Below are 14518 nucleotides of genomic sequence, written 5' to 3'. Positions count from 1 at the left end.
AAACGAAAGAAAGGAGTGGTTTCCTTGAATAGGCCAAAAGTTTTGGTAACCCGACAAATACCTGAAGCTGCTTTGAAACTGTTGAGACAGCATTGTGAAGTGGTGGTGAATCCTTATGATCGGGGGATGACGAGGGAGGAACTATTGGAGGGTGTTCGCGGCAAAGATGGTGTGCTGTGCCTTCTAACAGATATCATTGATGATGAAGTTTATGAAGCTGCAGGAGAGCAATGCAAAATATTTGCAAATTATGCCGTAGGTTATAACAATATTGACGTACAGGCTGCCACCAAGAGGAGGATCATCATCACCAATACGCCGGGGGTTTTGGATGATGCGACGGCTGACCTGGCATGGGCCTTGTTATTTGCCGTATCCAGAAGAATTGTGGAAGCAGATCGATATACAAGGGAAGGCAGGTTTCAAATATGGGGGCCTATGCTTTATCTGGGTCGGGATATCACCGGTAAAACCCTGGGGATTATAGGGGCAGGCCGGATAGGCAGCAACTTTGGCAGAAAGGCGAGGGGGTTTGATATGAAAATCCTTTACACCAATACAAAGCCAAATAAAAAATTTGAAGAGGAGACAGGGGCAATGTACGTAGATAAAGAAACTTTATTGAGAGAATCGGATTTTATTTCCATCCACTTGCCTTTGTTGTCCTCGACCAGACATTACATAGGAGAAAAGGAACTCGATATGATGAAAAGGACTGCAGTATTGATCAATACATCGAGGGGTCCTGTGATTGACGAAAAGGCCTTGGTGCGGGCATTAAAGGAGAAGAAAATATGGGGTGCAGGGTTAGATGTGTTTGAAAATGAGCCAAAACTGGAGCCGGGGCTGGCTGAGTTGGATAATGTGGTGGTTGTGCCCCATATCGGCTCTGCCACTATTGAGACCAGAACCAATATGGGATTGATTGCGGTGAAAAATATGATTCAAGCATTTAGCGGAGAGATACCGGATCACTGTGTCAATCCAGAAGTGCTGCATCTTAAAAAGTAGAGGAAAATCAACTTCCCCTCTTCAACAATTCTACAGTGGTAATTCCGTCCAAGCTTAACAGCTTTTCTACAACGGCAGTTTTATGGATTTTTCTGGGTACCACAATGATTAACTGTATATTGACGAATACATCATCTACAGGGCTCATGCTGATGTTTTTAATGGCAACATTCATTTCGCCCAAGGTAATGCCGATCTTGCCAATCTGCCCTGGTTTATCGATGGAAGTAAGTTTGATGATAGTTTCGTTATGCAGGCCTGAAATAAATGTATGTTCAAATTTGGAGAAAGCAACCAATGTAATCAATACGAAAATTGTAGCAATCGTCGCCCCTGCATAGAATCCGAGGCCGATGGCGATGCCGATTCCTGCTACAGCCCATAAACTGGCTGCTGTCGTCAAGCCTTTGACGGATGAACCTTCTCGAATGATGGTACCAGCACCTAAAAAGCCAATTCCACTGATTACCTGGGCGCCAAGCCTGGCGGGATCTATATTGGTATAGCCCTTGAATTGTTCAAAAAGATACAGGTTTGCAAGCATAACCAGGGTAGAGCCGATACATACCAATACATGGGTGCGAAAACCCGCAGGCCGATGAATGCTTTCCCGTTCAATGCCAACCAATCCGCCCAGCAAGCAGGAGAGGGCCAAGCGAATAACAATATCGAATGTGGTGAGCATAGTCAAAACCTCACTTTCCAGAAAATGGGGGACCAAAGGAGATGATTATACATCATAAATACCCTTTATTTTATTTTTCAAAATTTAGAATAATTTTAAATTTCATTTTGAGACTGAATGCTGCAATTATTGCAATTATTAAATAGTTTTCAGTAGTTAATAATATTATATGCATGGGTTTTCATATAGGTTAGATGGGTAATATATTTTATGAAAATAAAACCGAACAAAAAAGGAGTGAAATTATGAAGAGAATTTTAATTACAGGAGCTTTGGGGCAAATAGGATCGGAGTTGACGACTTATTTGAGGAAAATCTACGGGGAAAGCAATGTTGTGGCAAGCAGCAAAAATCGCGAGGCAGGATCAAAAATTGTGGAAGAGGGTCCCTTTGCAATTGTAGATGTATTGGATCCAGGACAGATTGCTGAGGCAGTAGAAAAGCATGAGATCGATACGATCATCCATTTGGCCGCAATTTTGTCTGCAGTAGGGGAAGCAAATCCCACCTTGGCATGGAAGGTAAACGTGGAAGGACTGTTTCATGTTTTAGAGGTGGCAAGGGAAAAAGGCTGTGCAGTTTTTACTCCAAGCTCCATCGCTGCCTTTGGTCCTTCGACGCCAAAGGATCAGACACCGCAGGATACATTGCAAAGACCTACGACGATGTATGGGGTAACCAAAGTAAGCGGCGAATTGCTGTGTGATTATTATTTCAAAAAATTTGGCGTAGATACCCGTGGTGTTCGCTTTCCAGGATTGATTTCCTATGAGACATTGCCCGGCGGAGGCACTACGGATTATGCAGTTCATATTTATTATGACGCAATTCAAAAAGGTAAGTTTACATGCTATTTGAAAGAGGGAACTGCCATGGACATGATGTACATGCCCGATGCCTTGGATGCAATCGTTCAACTGATGGAAGCAGATCCTTCTCGATTAATCCATCGAAATGCATTTAATGTAACTGCCATGAGTTTTACGCCGGAGAAAATTTATGGGGAGATTCAAAAGCACATACCGGAATTCATTATGGATTATGATGTAGATCCTATCCGTCAAAGCATTGCAGATTCATGGCCCAACTCCTTGGATGACAGTGCTGCCCGAGAAGAATGGGGGTGGAATCCCAAATATGATTTGTCATCCATGACGATAGACATGCTGGACAAATTAAGAAAGAAATTAGGAACAAAATAAAATCATCATTGGAAAATAGGACTGTCTGGTACAGTTCTATTTTTATGGGAAATTTTCTTTGGAATATTTAGGAATATGGCACTATTTTTTCAACAAAGGATTTTAAATAAATGTAACATTGTGTATAATTATGTTGAAAAATAGTGGAGTTAGGGGATGTTGGCGTGGATCAATTAACGAGGGAAGAACTGGATTTTCTTTATACAAAACCCAAAAGAGACGGCTGGAATCTAAAGTCAAAAAGATGTATTTGGACAAGAATCGTTGAATTCATGGTGTTTATAGCCTTTTTTCTATTTTTATGGGATAAAGTATTTCGTGCATGAGCACAATCCAATCCTATTTTCGAGGATCGGCTGATAGGATTACAGGAATTCGACATAGGTATGGGCTGCTGACGAAAAATGAAAAATGATTCTCCTCTTGGATACAAAGGAATACAGCTTCTTATATAGAATTACTTTTCACGAAGTATCGTTACAAGAGGGGATGGGATCTATGAAAACGTATTATTGTTTTGCTTATGGGGATTTGGTGCCGGCAGAAGAAATTTGTTTGCCTGACACAGCGGAGGAAGGAGATATTTTCAGTTGTTACGGCCTGTTGTATCAGGTAGTGGGGCAAATAAAAAAAGATGGAAAGAGAATTTATCGGTTGAAATTTATATAGAGGGAAGTTGGGAGCCAATGGGGCTTCCTCTTTTTTTATGTTATTTTTCTTGCTGGGATCCGTTCTTCTTGCTGTGCCGGGAAAAAAATTTAAAAAACAGAAATAAAGATCAGACCGATAAATCCTGCCAATATTCTTTTAACGGTATGATCATTGTAGTATAATTTTATTGGCTGTCATTACAAAAATACGGAAGGGAGCAAAAAGATGAGAAATATTGATGCAGTCATCGTAAAAAAAGCAATCATCCATGTTTTAGATAGAAATGCCGATACACCGATTTTGGCAGATTTTGAACAAGAAATCGATGAGGATATCCATGAGTTTTTGGAAAAGCATATCATCAAATCTTTAAGTGATGAAGAAAATCGAAAAGCAAAATTTAGGGGCGGGATAACGGTTGTAAAAGATGCATGTTTGTCTATTTTTGAGGATGAAAATAATTTTGTGGAAGCCTCTAAAAAAATTGCCCAACAGCTTTTTAAGGCCATGCAAAGCAACAATCAGATTTCTTCTGCCGACTTGGTTGTGTGCTTATATACTGCTGAAGAAAAAAATTATATTGCCCTATTAAAATTGGATTACAAGAAATCATTTATCCATAATGTGGAGTTTGTGGATCATCAGTTGAAAATATCGATCCTGCCCCAGGCAATCGGACTGCCGGGCATGGGACAAAAATTGCAGAAGTGCGCTTTTGTAAAGCCCATGGATCCAGAGGATGAATATGATCTGATTGTTTTAGACAAGCAGATGTATGGAAACGATGAAGATGCAGAAATTGCTCAGTTTTTTGTTCATCACTTTTTAAATTGTGAAGTGTTGGTGGATAACCGGGACAAGACCAAATGTTTTAAAAGTCTTACGGAAAAATGGACAAGAAAAAATTTAAAGGACGATATAGAAAAAGCCCAGGAAGTTAGAGAAGAAATGATTGTTGCTTTGAAAAATTCAGCAGAAATTGATATTGAAAAGTTTACCCGGAGTGTTTTTGGCAATGATATGGATATGCAGCAAAATTTTATCCAGCATTTCCATAAGGAAGGAATACCTTTGCAGAGTTTTGAAATCGATAAAAATTGGGTGGAAAAGAAGATGAAAAAACGTGTTATGAAAACCGATACGGGTATTGAAATTAGAGGGGAATATGAGGATTTTGAAGATAAAATGAAATTTGAGATCAAAAGAAACGGAGATGGAACGGTGGACCTTATCATAAAAAATGTGAGAAGTTTTCAAGAAAGATAGAGAAAGGAAGGATCATCATGGTCAATTTTTTAAGCATAGGGAAACAAAACATAACTGTTCTGAAGGGGTTGCCAATTCATATCAATGCCCACTTCATAACGGATACCTCCCAATCCTGGATTTTTAGCAATACCAAGGCCGAGGAGGGTGTATGCGAAGTCCATATCCATTACATTTCTCCTGAAAACAATAAAAAAATGATGATGGAGCAACCTTTGTGGAGAGGGTATTTAGCTGCAGAAATTCCCGATGAAGGGATGAAGGCACAAATGCTGGAACATATCAATCAACCGATCCTCCATGTCATTTTGAATGTTTATCAGGATTACAAATATATGGCCAGCGATTTGGTAGACTTTGTTTATCGGCTTTTGAAAAAGAAAAATGACAGTGTCGAAGAAATCGTAATGGATACCTTTATATATTCTGAGGTGATCGAGTGGGAAGGTGATAATATTTAGTATTTATGCCATTTAAGGGTAAGCTTAAATGGCTTTTCTTTTTGCCTTGGATATGATATAATACACATTATGTAAACCATACCCATAGGTACATAACATGGAAAGGGGGTATAGGTATATGAAGTTGAAACTGAATAAAAAAATCATATGTATCGTTGCAGCGGTTCTTTCTTTGTGTATGTTATCAGGTATAGTTTATTTTCAATTTCAAGGCAAAAAAGAGAGTGTTCATCTAAACTATAGAGATTTTATAACCAAAATGGAAGAAGGAAAAGTACAAACCGTATATTTGGTGGATGAGGCCAAACTGAAGGGAAAATTGCGCAGCGGTCAGGAATTTGTGACCGATAATCCCAGAACAGAGAATTTTAAAGAAACCCTGTTGATGCATAACGTAAGGGTCGAAGAGAATAAAGGCAATTCCATTATTGTGAACATAGCCAGTTTTGTAGGGTTTATCCTAGTCTTCGGAGGCATGGCAGTATTTATGTCAAAACAAGCCTCTAGACAAACTTCCATGGAATTTACAAAAATGTCTAATATGGAGGCAATTCCTCAAGGAGATATAAAGGTAACCTTTGCCAATGTGGCAGGAAACGAAGAGGCAAAGGAAAGCATCATGGATTTGGTGGACTTTTTGAAAAACCCTGAGAAATATGCAAAATATGGTGCAAGAATTCCCAGAGGAGTTATTTTGTATGGGCCTCCTGGAACAGGGAAGACCTTGCTGGCAAAGGCTTTGGCCGGCGAAGCAGGTGTCCCCTTTTATGCCGTATCGGGGTCAGATTTCGTTCAAATTTATGCCGGTTTAGGTGCTGGCAGAATCCGCAGTTTATTTAAGAAAGCAAGGGAACATAAAAAATGTGTAATATTTATTGATGAGATCGATGCACTGGGCAAAAAAAGGGATGGGATCCATGGAAACGATGAAAGTGACAGGACATTGAATGCCTTGCTGACAGAGATGTCAGGCTTCCATGAGCATGAAGGAATTATTGTCATTGCAGCTACAAACCGATTGGATACACTGGATGAGGCATTGCTGCGGCCTGGAAGATTTGATCGGCAGATTGAGGTTGGCCTGCCCGATGTCAATGCAAGACACCAGATCTTAAAATTGCACAGTCAAAGGAAGCCCTTGGCGCCCAATGTGGATTTGGGAAAACTTGCCCATCAAACAGTATATTTCAGCGGAGCAGAGTTGGAATCCTTGCTGAATGAAGCTGCTATATTGGCAGCAAAGCAAAATACGGAACAAATCGGTATAGAGCATATAGACAAAGCGTACTATACGGTAATTGCAGGGGAAGAAAAGAAAGACCGCAGCGCCATTGCAAAGGAAGACAGGGAAGTCATTGCATACCATGAGGCGGGACATGCCCTGGTGACAAAAATGGTGGCGCCCGAAAACAAGGTGACAAAGGTAACCATTATTCCCAGCACAAAAGGTGCGGGAGGATTCAGCATGAACATTCCACCGGATAAAATGTGCAGAAGTAAAAGGGAAATATTGAATCAAATCAAGATTTCTCTCGGAGGAAGGGCAGCAGAAGAAATCGTTTTTGGGGAGGAAAACATTACTACGGGGGCGAATAATGATATTGAAAAGGCTACAACAACCATGCTTGCTATGATCAAGCACTTTGGCATGAATCCCAAAACCGGTCTGCTGAATTATGATGTCCTTTATAATTATAGCAGCTCAGGAATTGACAGTGTCATCATCGATGAATGCAAAAAAATGATGGAACAGTTGTATGGGGAAACAAAGGAAGTGCTGAAAAATAACAGAGATCTTCTGAAAAACATCGCCGAGGCTTTGTTGGAAAGGGAAACTCTTAATGAAGAGGATTTAGATCAAATGATTTATGGAAATCATGAAAATCTCAGGAGGCTCATATAGGCAGCAAATGTTTGAAAATTCAAAAAATATCTAAGGATTTCTTTATGAATTTATTAAAACTTAACATAATCAGCAATAAATGGTCCTCATGCTATATTTATAGACTTTTCAACGGTTCGTTAATCGTGTATAATAAAAATATCTGAAACCTGGGATGTTCGTGGAGCCCCTGTAAATTCAACCTACAGATTGTATTCGGGAGTTTGCGTTCCTTTATGGATGAAATGCCTCCTTTGCGTGGACTTCAAAAGTAAAGGACAGGACACCCACCTAGTTGAGGCTAGGGTGTGAATTTAGAGGCTAGCGGCATTCTGGGAGAAAATAGTAGATTGATTTGAAACGAGTCCTTAGGTTTAAATCAGTCTACTATTTTTTTATATAAAAAAATAGGTCATAAAAGATGACCTGCGAAAAGGAAGGGAACTATTTGTGATTTGTTTTGCAATTCCAAAACATGCGTATTTTAATTTTATTGTAGCAAAATGATTGGTTAAAATTGTTATGGAAAAGTAAAAAAATAAATAGGATAATTTACTATCTCTTAACCAAAAGGTAATCAAAAAAATGTCAGGAATGATATAATCAATGAGAAAACATCATGGATATACAGGGGATGGTTTTAAATGAACTCGATAGGGAAAAATAAATTTCTTTTTGAAGCCTTGATGGATACTTTAAAAAATAAGTCGATCAGAACAGTTTATCAGCCGATTATTAGCTTAAAGAACGGGCAGGTATTAGGGTATGAAGCGTTAAGCAGAGGACCTCAAAATTCTTGTTTGGAGTCCCCGGCAAATTTATTTCATGCGGCAGAAAAATTTAATCGTTTGTGGGAGGTAGAGCTTCTCTGCAGAATGAAGGCTTTAGAAAATGCGAAAAATCTGCCTGAGGGCAAATTGTTGTTTATCAATGTAAATCCCGAAATGATCAAAGATAGAAAATTTAAAAAAGGATCTACCAAGGAATATATAGCAAAATATGGGATAAACCCCACCAGCATTATTTTCGAAATCACGGAAAGAACAGCCGTCAATGATTTTAAAAGTTTTCGAAAAACGATTGACAACTACATTAGTCAGGGATATAAAATTGCTATAGATGATACGGGGGCTGGCTATTCAGGTTTACGACTGCTGGCAGAAACTCATCCACAGTACATAAAGATTGATATGGAACTCGTTCGTGATATCGATAAGGATATTATTAAGCAGGAATTGATAAAAACCTTTCAGGCCTTTGCTCAAATTACCAATATGAAGCTCATAGCAGAAGGCATCGAGACAATTGATGAATTGCATACTTTGATCGATATTGGCATTCATTATGGACAAGGATATTTTATACAAAAGCCTGATAAAGACTTTGTGACAACAGCTCCTGATGTATGTGAGTTAATTATCCGGAGAAACCAAATGATGTGCAATCACTCCCAAATTGATTGCAATAGAATGAAAATTGGAGAAATTGCAAGGCAAGATAGAACATTAGATGTCAAGGCAAGTATTGATGAAGCCTATAGAATGTTGTATAATCATTACAATTTGCAGGGAGTAGTAATCTGTCGTCATGAAGTTCCTGTAGGATTAATTATGAAATGGAAATTATATTTGGAAAAGGCAAAACAAGATAAATTTTTCAAACAAGATCTTCAGAAGGTCATGGAAAATAATCCCCTGATTCTTGATTATAATACTTCAATAAAGGAAACCTGTAAAAAGGCGATTACCAGAAGGGAGGAAAATATTTACGATTATATTATTATCACAAAGGATAAAAAATACTACGGAGTGGTTCCGGTGGGAACGTTGTTGAATACATTGCATAACATGGTTTAGACAGCCTAAAAGCTGTCTATTTTTATATGAAAAGGCAGGATTATGGAATGGAAAAAGGGAAATAAATAGGGAATAGGAAAATTCGGGGGTGAATGATAGTGGATAAATATGATGTCAGCAGAATATTTCATGAAATTGCATGGATGCTGGAATTATTGGGGGAGAATCCCTTCAAGGCAAAGGCATACCAAAACGGAGCAAGGATCATTGAAAATATGGAAGAAAATCTGGAAACTTTAATAAAAGAAAATAGGGTGGAAGAAATCAAGGGAATTGGGAAGACATTACAGGAGAAAATTCAAGAGTTGATGACCTCAGGCAAATCGACATATTATGAAGAACTGAAAAAGCAGATTCCTCCAGGGTTGTTTGAAATTCTAAAAATTCCCGGACTGGGTCCCAAAAAAGTGAAGCAGTTGTATGATGTTTTGCATATTCAAACGGTAGGGGAGCTGGAATATGCCTGCCTTGAAAATAGACTCATTGATTTGAAAGGTTTTGGAATGAAAACCCAGGAAAAGATCTTGAAGGGGATTGAAAATCTAAATAAATATAGGGGAAAATTTTTAATTTCCGAAGCCATGTATTATGGAAAGGCTGTGGAAGATCAATTGAAAATTCATCCAAAGGTAATAGAATGTAGCATGGCGGGAAGTATTCGCAGAAAAAAAGAAATCATTAAGGATATAGATATTCTGGTAAGTGCCAAGGATGGAGATAGAAGTGAAATCATGGATGCTTTTGCATCATTGGATACGGTGGAAGAGATACTGGTCAAAGGAGAAACAAAATCCAGTGTGAAACTTTTTTCCGGGATACAGGTTGATTTGAGGATTGTCAAAGAAGAAGAATTTCCTTATGCTCTCCATCATTTTACAGGAAGCAAAGAACATAATGCTGCCATGGGGCAGAGAGCCAAAGCCATGGGTTTTAAAATAAACGAGTATGGATTGTTTCAAGGAGAGAAAAAGTTGATTTGCAAGAGTGAAGAAGAACTATTTCACACTTTAGGGCTGCAGTTTATCCCTCCTGAGTTACGGGAGGATAACGGAGAAATTCAGGCTGCAGAAGCCTATTCCCTGCCGGAGCTCATAGAGGAGAAACATATCAAAGGGCTTTTTCATATGCATACCCATTATTCGGATGGCCTAAATTCCATTGAAGAGATGGCCCGAATGGCGAGGAGCATGGGGTGTAGTCATATTGGTATTTCAGATCACAGCAGGTCTGCTTATTATGCCCGTGGTCTTAAAAAAGAACATATAGAAAAACAGCATGAGGAAATACAAAGACTCAATAGAGCATGGAAGGATTTATACATACTGAAAGGCATCGAATCAGACATTTTGGCCGACGGCTCTTTAGACTATGAGGAAGAAATCTTAGAACAGTTTGATTATGTTATTGCTTCCGTACATAGCCATTTCCATATGGGAAAAGAAGAAATGACCCATCGTGTCATTAAAGCCGTAGAGAACAGGCATACCAAAATATTGGGACATCCCACAGGCAGGCTTTTGTTATCCCGGGAAGGCTATGACATTGATTTGTTGCAAGTATTGAAAGCATGCAAAACCAATGGAGTGGCTGTGGAAATCAATGCCAATCCCCATCGGTTGGACTTGGATTGGAGGTTTTGCAAGATGGCAAAGGCGTTAGGCGTGAAAATTGCCATAGAACCTGATGCACATGCTGCCGATGGGTTGAAGGATGTGATCTATGGCATTGGCATAGCTCGGAAGGGATGGCTTGAGGCAAAGGACGTAATTAATACATTTACGTTGGAACAAATTCGAGATTTTTTTAAAAAGTAAAAGTGTATCCGTCAAATGCGACCCATGTAGATTCCATACCAATATCATGGGATAATACACCGAAGATATTCATTGGAGGTGTGTTTTTTTTATGAAAATAAATAAAAACGTAATCTTGTAAAATCGATCGCAACATCTAAAGGAAATATGTATTACCCCAAAATTAGCATTTGAAGTCCGATAACTGCCAGAAGTACACCAACAAACTTTACAAATTTTTCTTTTGGCATTTTTTCAATCACTTTTTTTCCAGTCCATGTACCTGCAATCATAGCAACACCCATGAAAAGCCCAATGCCAAGAGCATACAATCCAATACCAAGGTACTTTTGATAAACAATTGTTTTTGAAATATGCATGGCGATTGCTGTGACTGCTTCACTTGCAATATACGATACAGGTGGAAGGTTCAGTGAAAGGAACAATGCTGCGCCAATCGGTCCTGCACTGCCAACAAGTCCTGAAATTAAACCTACTACTGCACCACCAATGAATATCGTTCTGTCACTAGGTTTAAATTTAAGCACTTTAAAATATTTTAAAATAACAAAAACTATAATGGCTAGGCCAATTCCCCTTGTTATAATTTCCTTTGGCACCTTTACGAAAGAAAATGCGCCTAAAACACTCATTGGCACTGCACCCAGTATAAACATTAATACAGGCTTCCATTTGATTTGTTTTAATCCAAAAAAGGCTCTGGACAGGTTGCCAATTAACTGTGCTATTGTAAGAACTGGAACAGCCATTGTTGTACCGATTGTTTTCGATAAGAGGGGTAAAAGCAGTAGTGCACCTCCAAAACCTGCTGCGCCTGATATGGCAGCAGCAAGAAAACTGCCTGTGAAAAGCAGTAAAAACTTTAATGCTGTATTATGATCTATAGACAATTCAAAGGAAAACATCTTTAGCACCAGTGCTGATATCAAAATGATCCATAAGAATATAATTACTGCTCCAGCCTTCCAGTTATGGGACTTACCATCCTTGAACAAACTCTCTGCTTCCCTTCGGCATTCCTCCATTACTGACTGAGGAATAAGCTTGATTGCTATTGTGATTCCAAGTGGTATAAGGACTAAATCATCAAGATAGCCTAATACAGGTATGAAATCAGGGATCAGGTCCACAGGACTTAAGGCGTATGCAACAACAACTGCAGCAATAGCCTTTACATACCAGGGAACATTCTTTTTTTTACACGCAAGGTATAAGGCTGAAATTTCTTTTTTTAGTTCCCGAGAATGCTTCTTTAACTTATCAATCATGTTCCTCAACATGTACTACACCACCATTCTTCTTTATCACTATCATCAACCACTATAGGCTTAACTAAGGATATGATTAAAGGCCTCATGGGAATATGATTGGTTGAAAAACCATTTTTATCAGCGTTTTATCATCATTTTTTCCTTTCCAAAGCCGTTCATCAAAAACGCCGTGCAACCGTATTCCATGCGGATTTTGGCAAGCTTTATCTGAATTATGCACTCCATAGGGCTTGTGAGAGGATAGAATGAATGTCATTCAACCTGTCGGTAGATGGAAACATATCCATAGCGTTTTTAATACTATCGGTACTGGGAGACATATCAATTATTCAAGTCCTGTTTCTTAGTACATATAGATTGAATTTATAAGCAAATGGAGATACTATCATCTGACTTACCCTCTTAACTAAAATTAAATCCAATTTGGAACAATAAAATAACCAGGAGCCAACTGCAGTATGTCCTATGAATATTTTAAACCTCTTCATATAAAATATTAAGCAATACTTCTGTTAAATAAGGATCAAATTGGATGCCTGCACATCTTTTTAATTCTTCAATAGATTCTTCTTTACTTTTAGGCTGATTATATGGTCTTTTACTCATCATGGCATCATAGGCATCTACGAGAGATAAAATCCTACATTCAATAGGGATTTTCTCCTCCTTTAATCCTAATGGATAGCCTTTACCATCCCATCTTTCATGATGCTTGAGTATCAAATCTGCAATATCTGAAAGTTCATGGGAGTTTAATGCAATTGGGTAGCCCTTTTCTGTATGGCTTTTCATGATTTCCCATTCTTCCGCTGTTAATTTTCCCGGCTTTTTAAGTATATGGTCAGGTATTGCGATTTTCCCTAAATCATGGACTTCTGCCAAAAGAACTAACTTACTTTTTTTATCTTCATCTAATTCTATTTTTTGTGCAATTTTTTTACACAGATCTGCTACCCTTTGGGTATGACCTGATGTAACAAAATCCCTTTCTGATAACATAGCCATCAAAACACTTAATAATTGCCTTTTGCTGCTTTCTTTTGTTAAGAGCTTGTTTCTATACATGGCATCATCGGCTTCTTTTAAGATTTTATCAATTTCTTTATTGTCTCCTATACTGCATCCTAATGCTACTGACAATCTTAAGATTTTATTTTGGATAGCTTGATTGTACTTTTCTATATTTTCTTTAATTCTTTCCATTATCTTTTTTATTTCTTCTCTATTATTTACCTGTGGAAGTATTACAACAAATTCATCTCCACCTATTCTGGCTATGATATCATTTCCCCTGACAGACTTTTTTAATATGTCGGCAAAGATTTTTAAAAACTCATCTCCACTAGTATGTCCCAATGTATCGTTAATCAATTTAAGTCCGTTTAAATCACACATAATTAACCCAAATTGAAGGTCTTTCTTTTCTTTATACTCTCTTATTTTGTTTTCAAAGTAGTTGAAATTAAATACTCCCGTTAATGCATCATAAATACTTAGATACTCTAGTTTTTTTTCATATTTTTTTATTTTGGTTATATCAGTATAAATTCCATATCCTCCTACTACTTCCCCTTCCTTTCCAATACTAACACTTCTTATTAAAACATTTACAGGGCATTTGTCTTTTTTGTACCTTATCCCTTCGGTATAAACAACTCCCTCTTTTAAAGTCTCCTCTGTCAATTTTTTAGAAATTTGGTGGATTTTCTATGTCTTCTTCCTTTAAGGTCACTACTTGTGACGCATCATCTACTATAAATCCTACTTGCTTTTCCCCTATGGTTACAATGATAATTCTACTGTTTTTCTTTACTTCTGTTTCTTCTAAATTGAATCTCTTTTTTAGGTTAATTAATGGTATAATACTGCCCCTTAGATTTATAACTCCATCAATAAAATCAGGTACATTAGGTATTTTGGTTGTTTCTTTAAGTTTTGTTATTTCCCTTACATGCATAATGTCAATACCACATTCTTCACTACCTAATTGAAAGATTATATATTGTCTTTCTGCTGCCATTTCTTCACCTCCTTGTTTTTTTAGGCAAAAAAACTATACTTAGACCCTAGAGTTATGTTGTATAAATTGTACAACTGGTTGCCATAGTTTCACCCTTAGGCCTTTTAGCTGATGTTAGTATATAAGTATGGACACAAAATAAGGTTTTAGATATACTAAAGATTTAAGAAAGGAAGTGTCCATAAATGACAAATCGAAGAACTTTTACAGAGGATTTCAAAACAATGATAGTAGAATTGATACAATCCGGTAAAACAATCAGGGAAATTTGTAGCGAATATAGCCTAAGTGAAACAGCAGTCCGAAGTTGGGTAAAAAAGAAATCTCCAATTAACATAGAAGGAGATGTTACAAGCCTTGAAGAAATCAAGAAAATTAAAAAAGAAATTGCAAAGCTCA

14 protein-coding genes and 1 other RNA gene are annotated in these 14518 nt (G+C 37.8%); 11 read left to right on the top strand and 4 right to left on the bottom strand.

The annotated features are described in order from the left end of the window. Positions 1-24 precede the first annotated feature (24 nt). The gene (locus tag AN619_RS10880; protein WP_068556909.1) at positions 25-1011 is read left to right on the top strand and encodes a 2-hydroxyacid dehydrogenase; all 987 of its coding nucleotides are present in this window, start codon (positions 25-27) and stop codon (positions 1009-1011) included. 7 nt (positions 1012-1018) lie between these two features. Here AN619_RS10880 and AN619_RS10875 read toward each other — a convergent pair whose 3' ends face one another. Continuing rightward, positions 1019-1696 (bottom strand): MgtC/SapB family protein, encoded by a 678-nt coding sequence (locus tag AN619_RS10875; RefSeq protein ID WP_068556906.1) that lies wholly within the window; start codon positions 1694-1696, stop codon positions 1019-1021. Between the two features lie 245 nt (positions 1697-1941). On the opposite strand from AN619_RS10875, the gene AN619_RS10870 reads away from it, so the two are divergent. From AN619_RS10870 to polX, 9 genes are all read left to right on the top strand, one after another. Further along, positions 1942-2898 carry an L-threonine 3-dehydrogenase gene (locus AN619_RS10870; protein ID WP_068556904.1) on the top strand — a complete coding sequence of 319 codons (957 nt, stop codon included), beginning with the start codon at positions 1942-1944 and terminating at the stop codon, positions 2896-2898. Positions 2899-3062: 164 nt separating this feature from the next. Beyond that, a complete protein-coding gene (locus tag AN619_RS15990; protein ID WP_157064992.1) occupies positions 3063-3224 on the top strand; it encodes a hypothetical protein in 162 nt (53 codons plus the stop codon). Between the two features lie 172 nt (positions 3225-3396). Then, on the top strand, positions 3397-3567 hold the full coding sequence (locus AN619_RS15985) for a hypothetical protein (RefSeq protein WP_157064991.1): 171 nt from the start codon (positions 3397-3399) through the stop codon (positions 3565-3567). Between the two features lie 207 nt (positions 3568-3774). Next, positions 3775-4815: a nucleoid-associated protein gene (locus AN619_RS10865; protein WP_068556902.1), complete on the top strand. Its 1041-nt coding sequence runs from the start codon at positions 3775-3777 to the stop codon at positions 4813-4815. Positions 4816-4832: 17 nt separating this feature from the next. Continuing rightward, complete coding sequence (locus AN619_RS10860) at positions 4833-5276, top strand: hypothetical protein (protein WP_068556900.1); 444 nt, start codon at positions 4833-4835, stop codon at positions 5274-5276. A gap of 118 nt (positions 5277-5394) precedes the next feature. After that, complete coding sequence (gene ftsH, locus AN619_RS10855; protein ID WP_068556898.1) at positions 5395-7179, top strand: ATP-dependent zinc metalloprotease FtsH; 1785 nt, start codon at positions 5395-5397, stop codon at positions 7177-7179. 143 nt (positions 7180-7322) lie between these two features. Beyond that, positions 7323-7501: non-coding RNA, 6S RNA (gene ssrS, locus AN619_RS10850), on the top strand. A 301-nt stretch (positions 7502-7802) separates the two neighbouring features. Next, entirely contained in the window at positions 7803-9014 is a 1212-nt protein-coding gene (locus tag AN619_RS10845; RefSeq protein ID WP_068556896.1) for an EAL domain-containing protein, read from the top strand. 92 nt (positions 9015-9106) lie between these two features. Next, positions 9107-10828, top strand: coding sequence for a DNA polymerase/3'-5' exonuclease PolX (gene polX / locus AN619_RS10840; RefSeq protein WP_242867385.1), 1722 nt, complete (start codon positions 9107-9109; stop codon positions 10826-10828). Positions 10829-10980: 152 nt separating this feature from the next. Here polX and AN619_RS10835 read toward each other — a convergent pair whose 3' ends face one another. From AN619_RS10835 to AN619_RS10825, 3 genes are all read right to left on the bottom strand, one after another. Continuing rightward, entirely contained in the window at positions 10981-12108 is a 1128-nt protein-coding gene (locus AN619_RS10835; protein WP_330382074.1) for a TSUP family transporter, read from the bottom strand. A 465-nt stretch (positions 12109-12573) separates the two neighbouring features. After that, positions 12574-13782, bottom strand: a complete 1209-nt coding sequence (locus AN619_RS10830; RefSeq protein WP_068556892.1) for a diguanylate cyclase — start codon at positions 13780-13782, stop codon at positions 12574-12576. Between the two features lie 4 nt (positions 13783-13786). Further along, entirely contained in the window at positions 13787-14119 is a 333-nt protein-coding gene (locus AN619_RS10825; RefSeq protein ID WP_068556890.1) for a chemotaxis protein CheW, read from the bottom strand. 185 nt (positions 14120-14304) lie between these two features. Here AN619_RS10825 and AN619_RS10820 point away from each other — a divergent pair. Then, the coding region (locus tag AN619_RS10820; protein WP_068556888.1) for a transposase at positions 14305-14518 on the top strand (214 nt) is incomplete at its 3' end.

It is taken from the genome of Thermotalea metallivorans (assembly GCF_001562415.1).
GTDB classification, from domain to species: domain Bacteria; phylum Bacillota; class Clostridia; order Peptostreptococcales; family Thermotaleaceae; genus Thermotalea; species Thermotalea metallivorans.
This window is presented reverse-complemented; position numbering and strand designations above follow the sequence as displayed.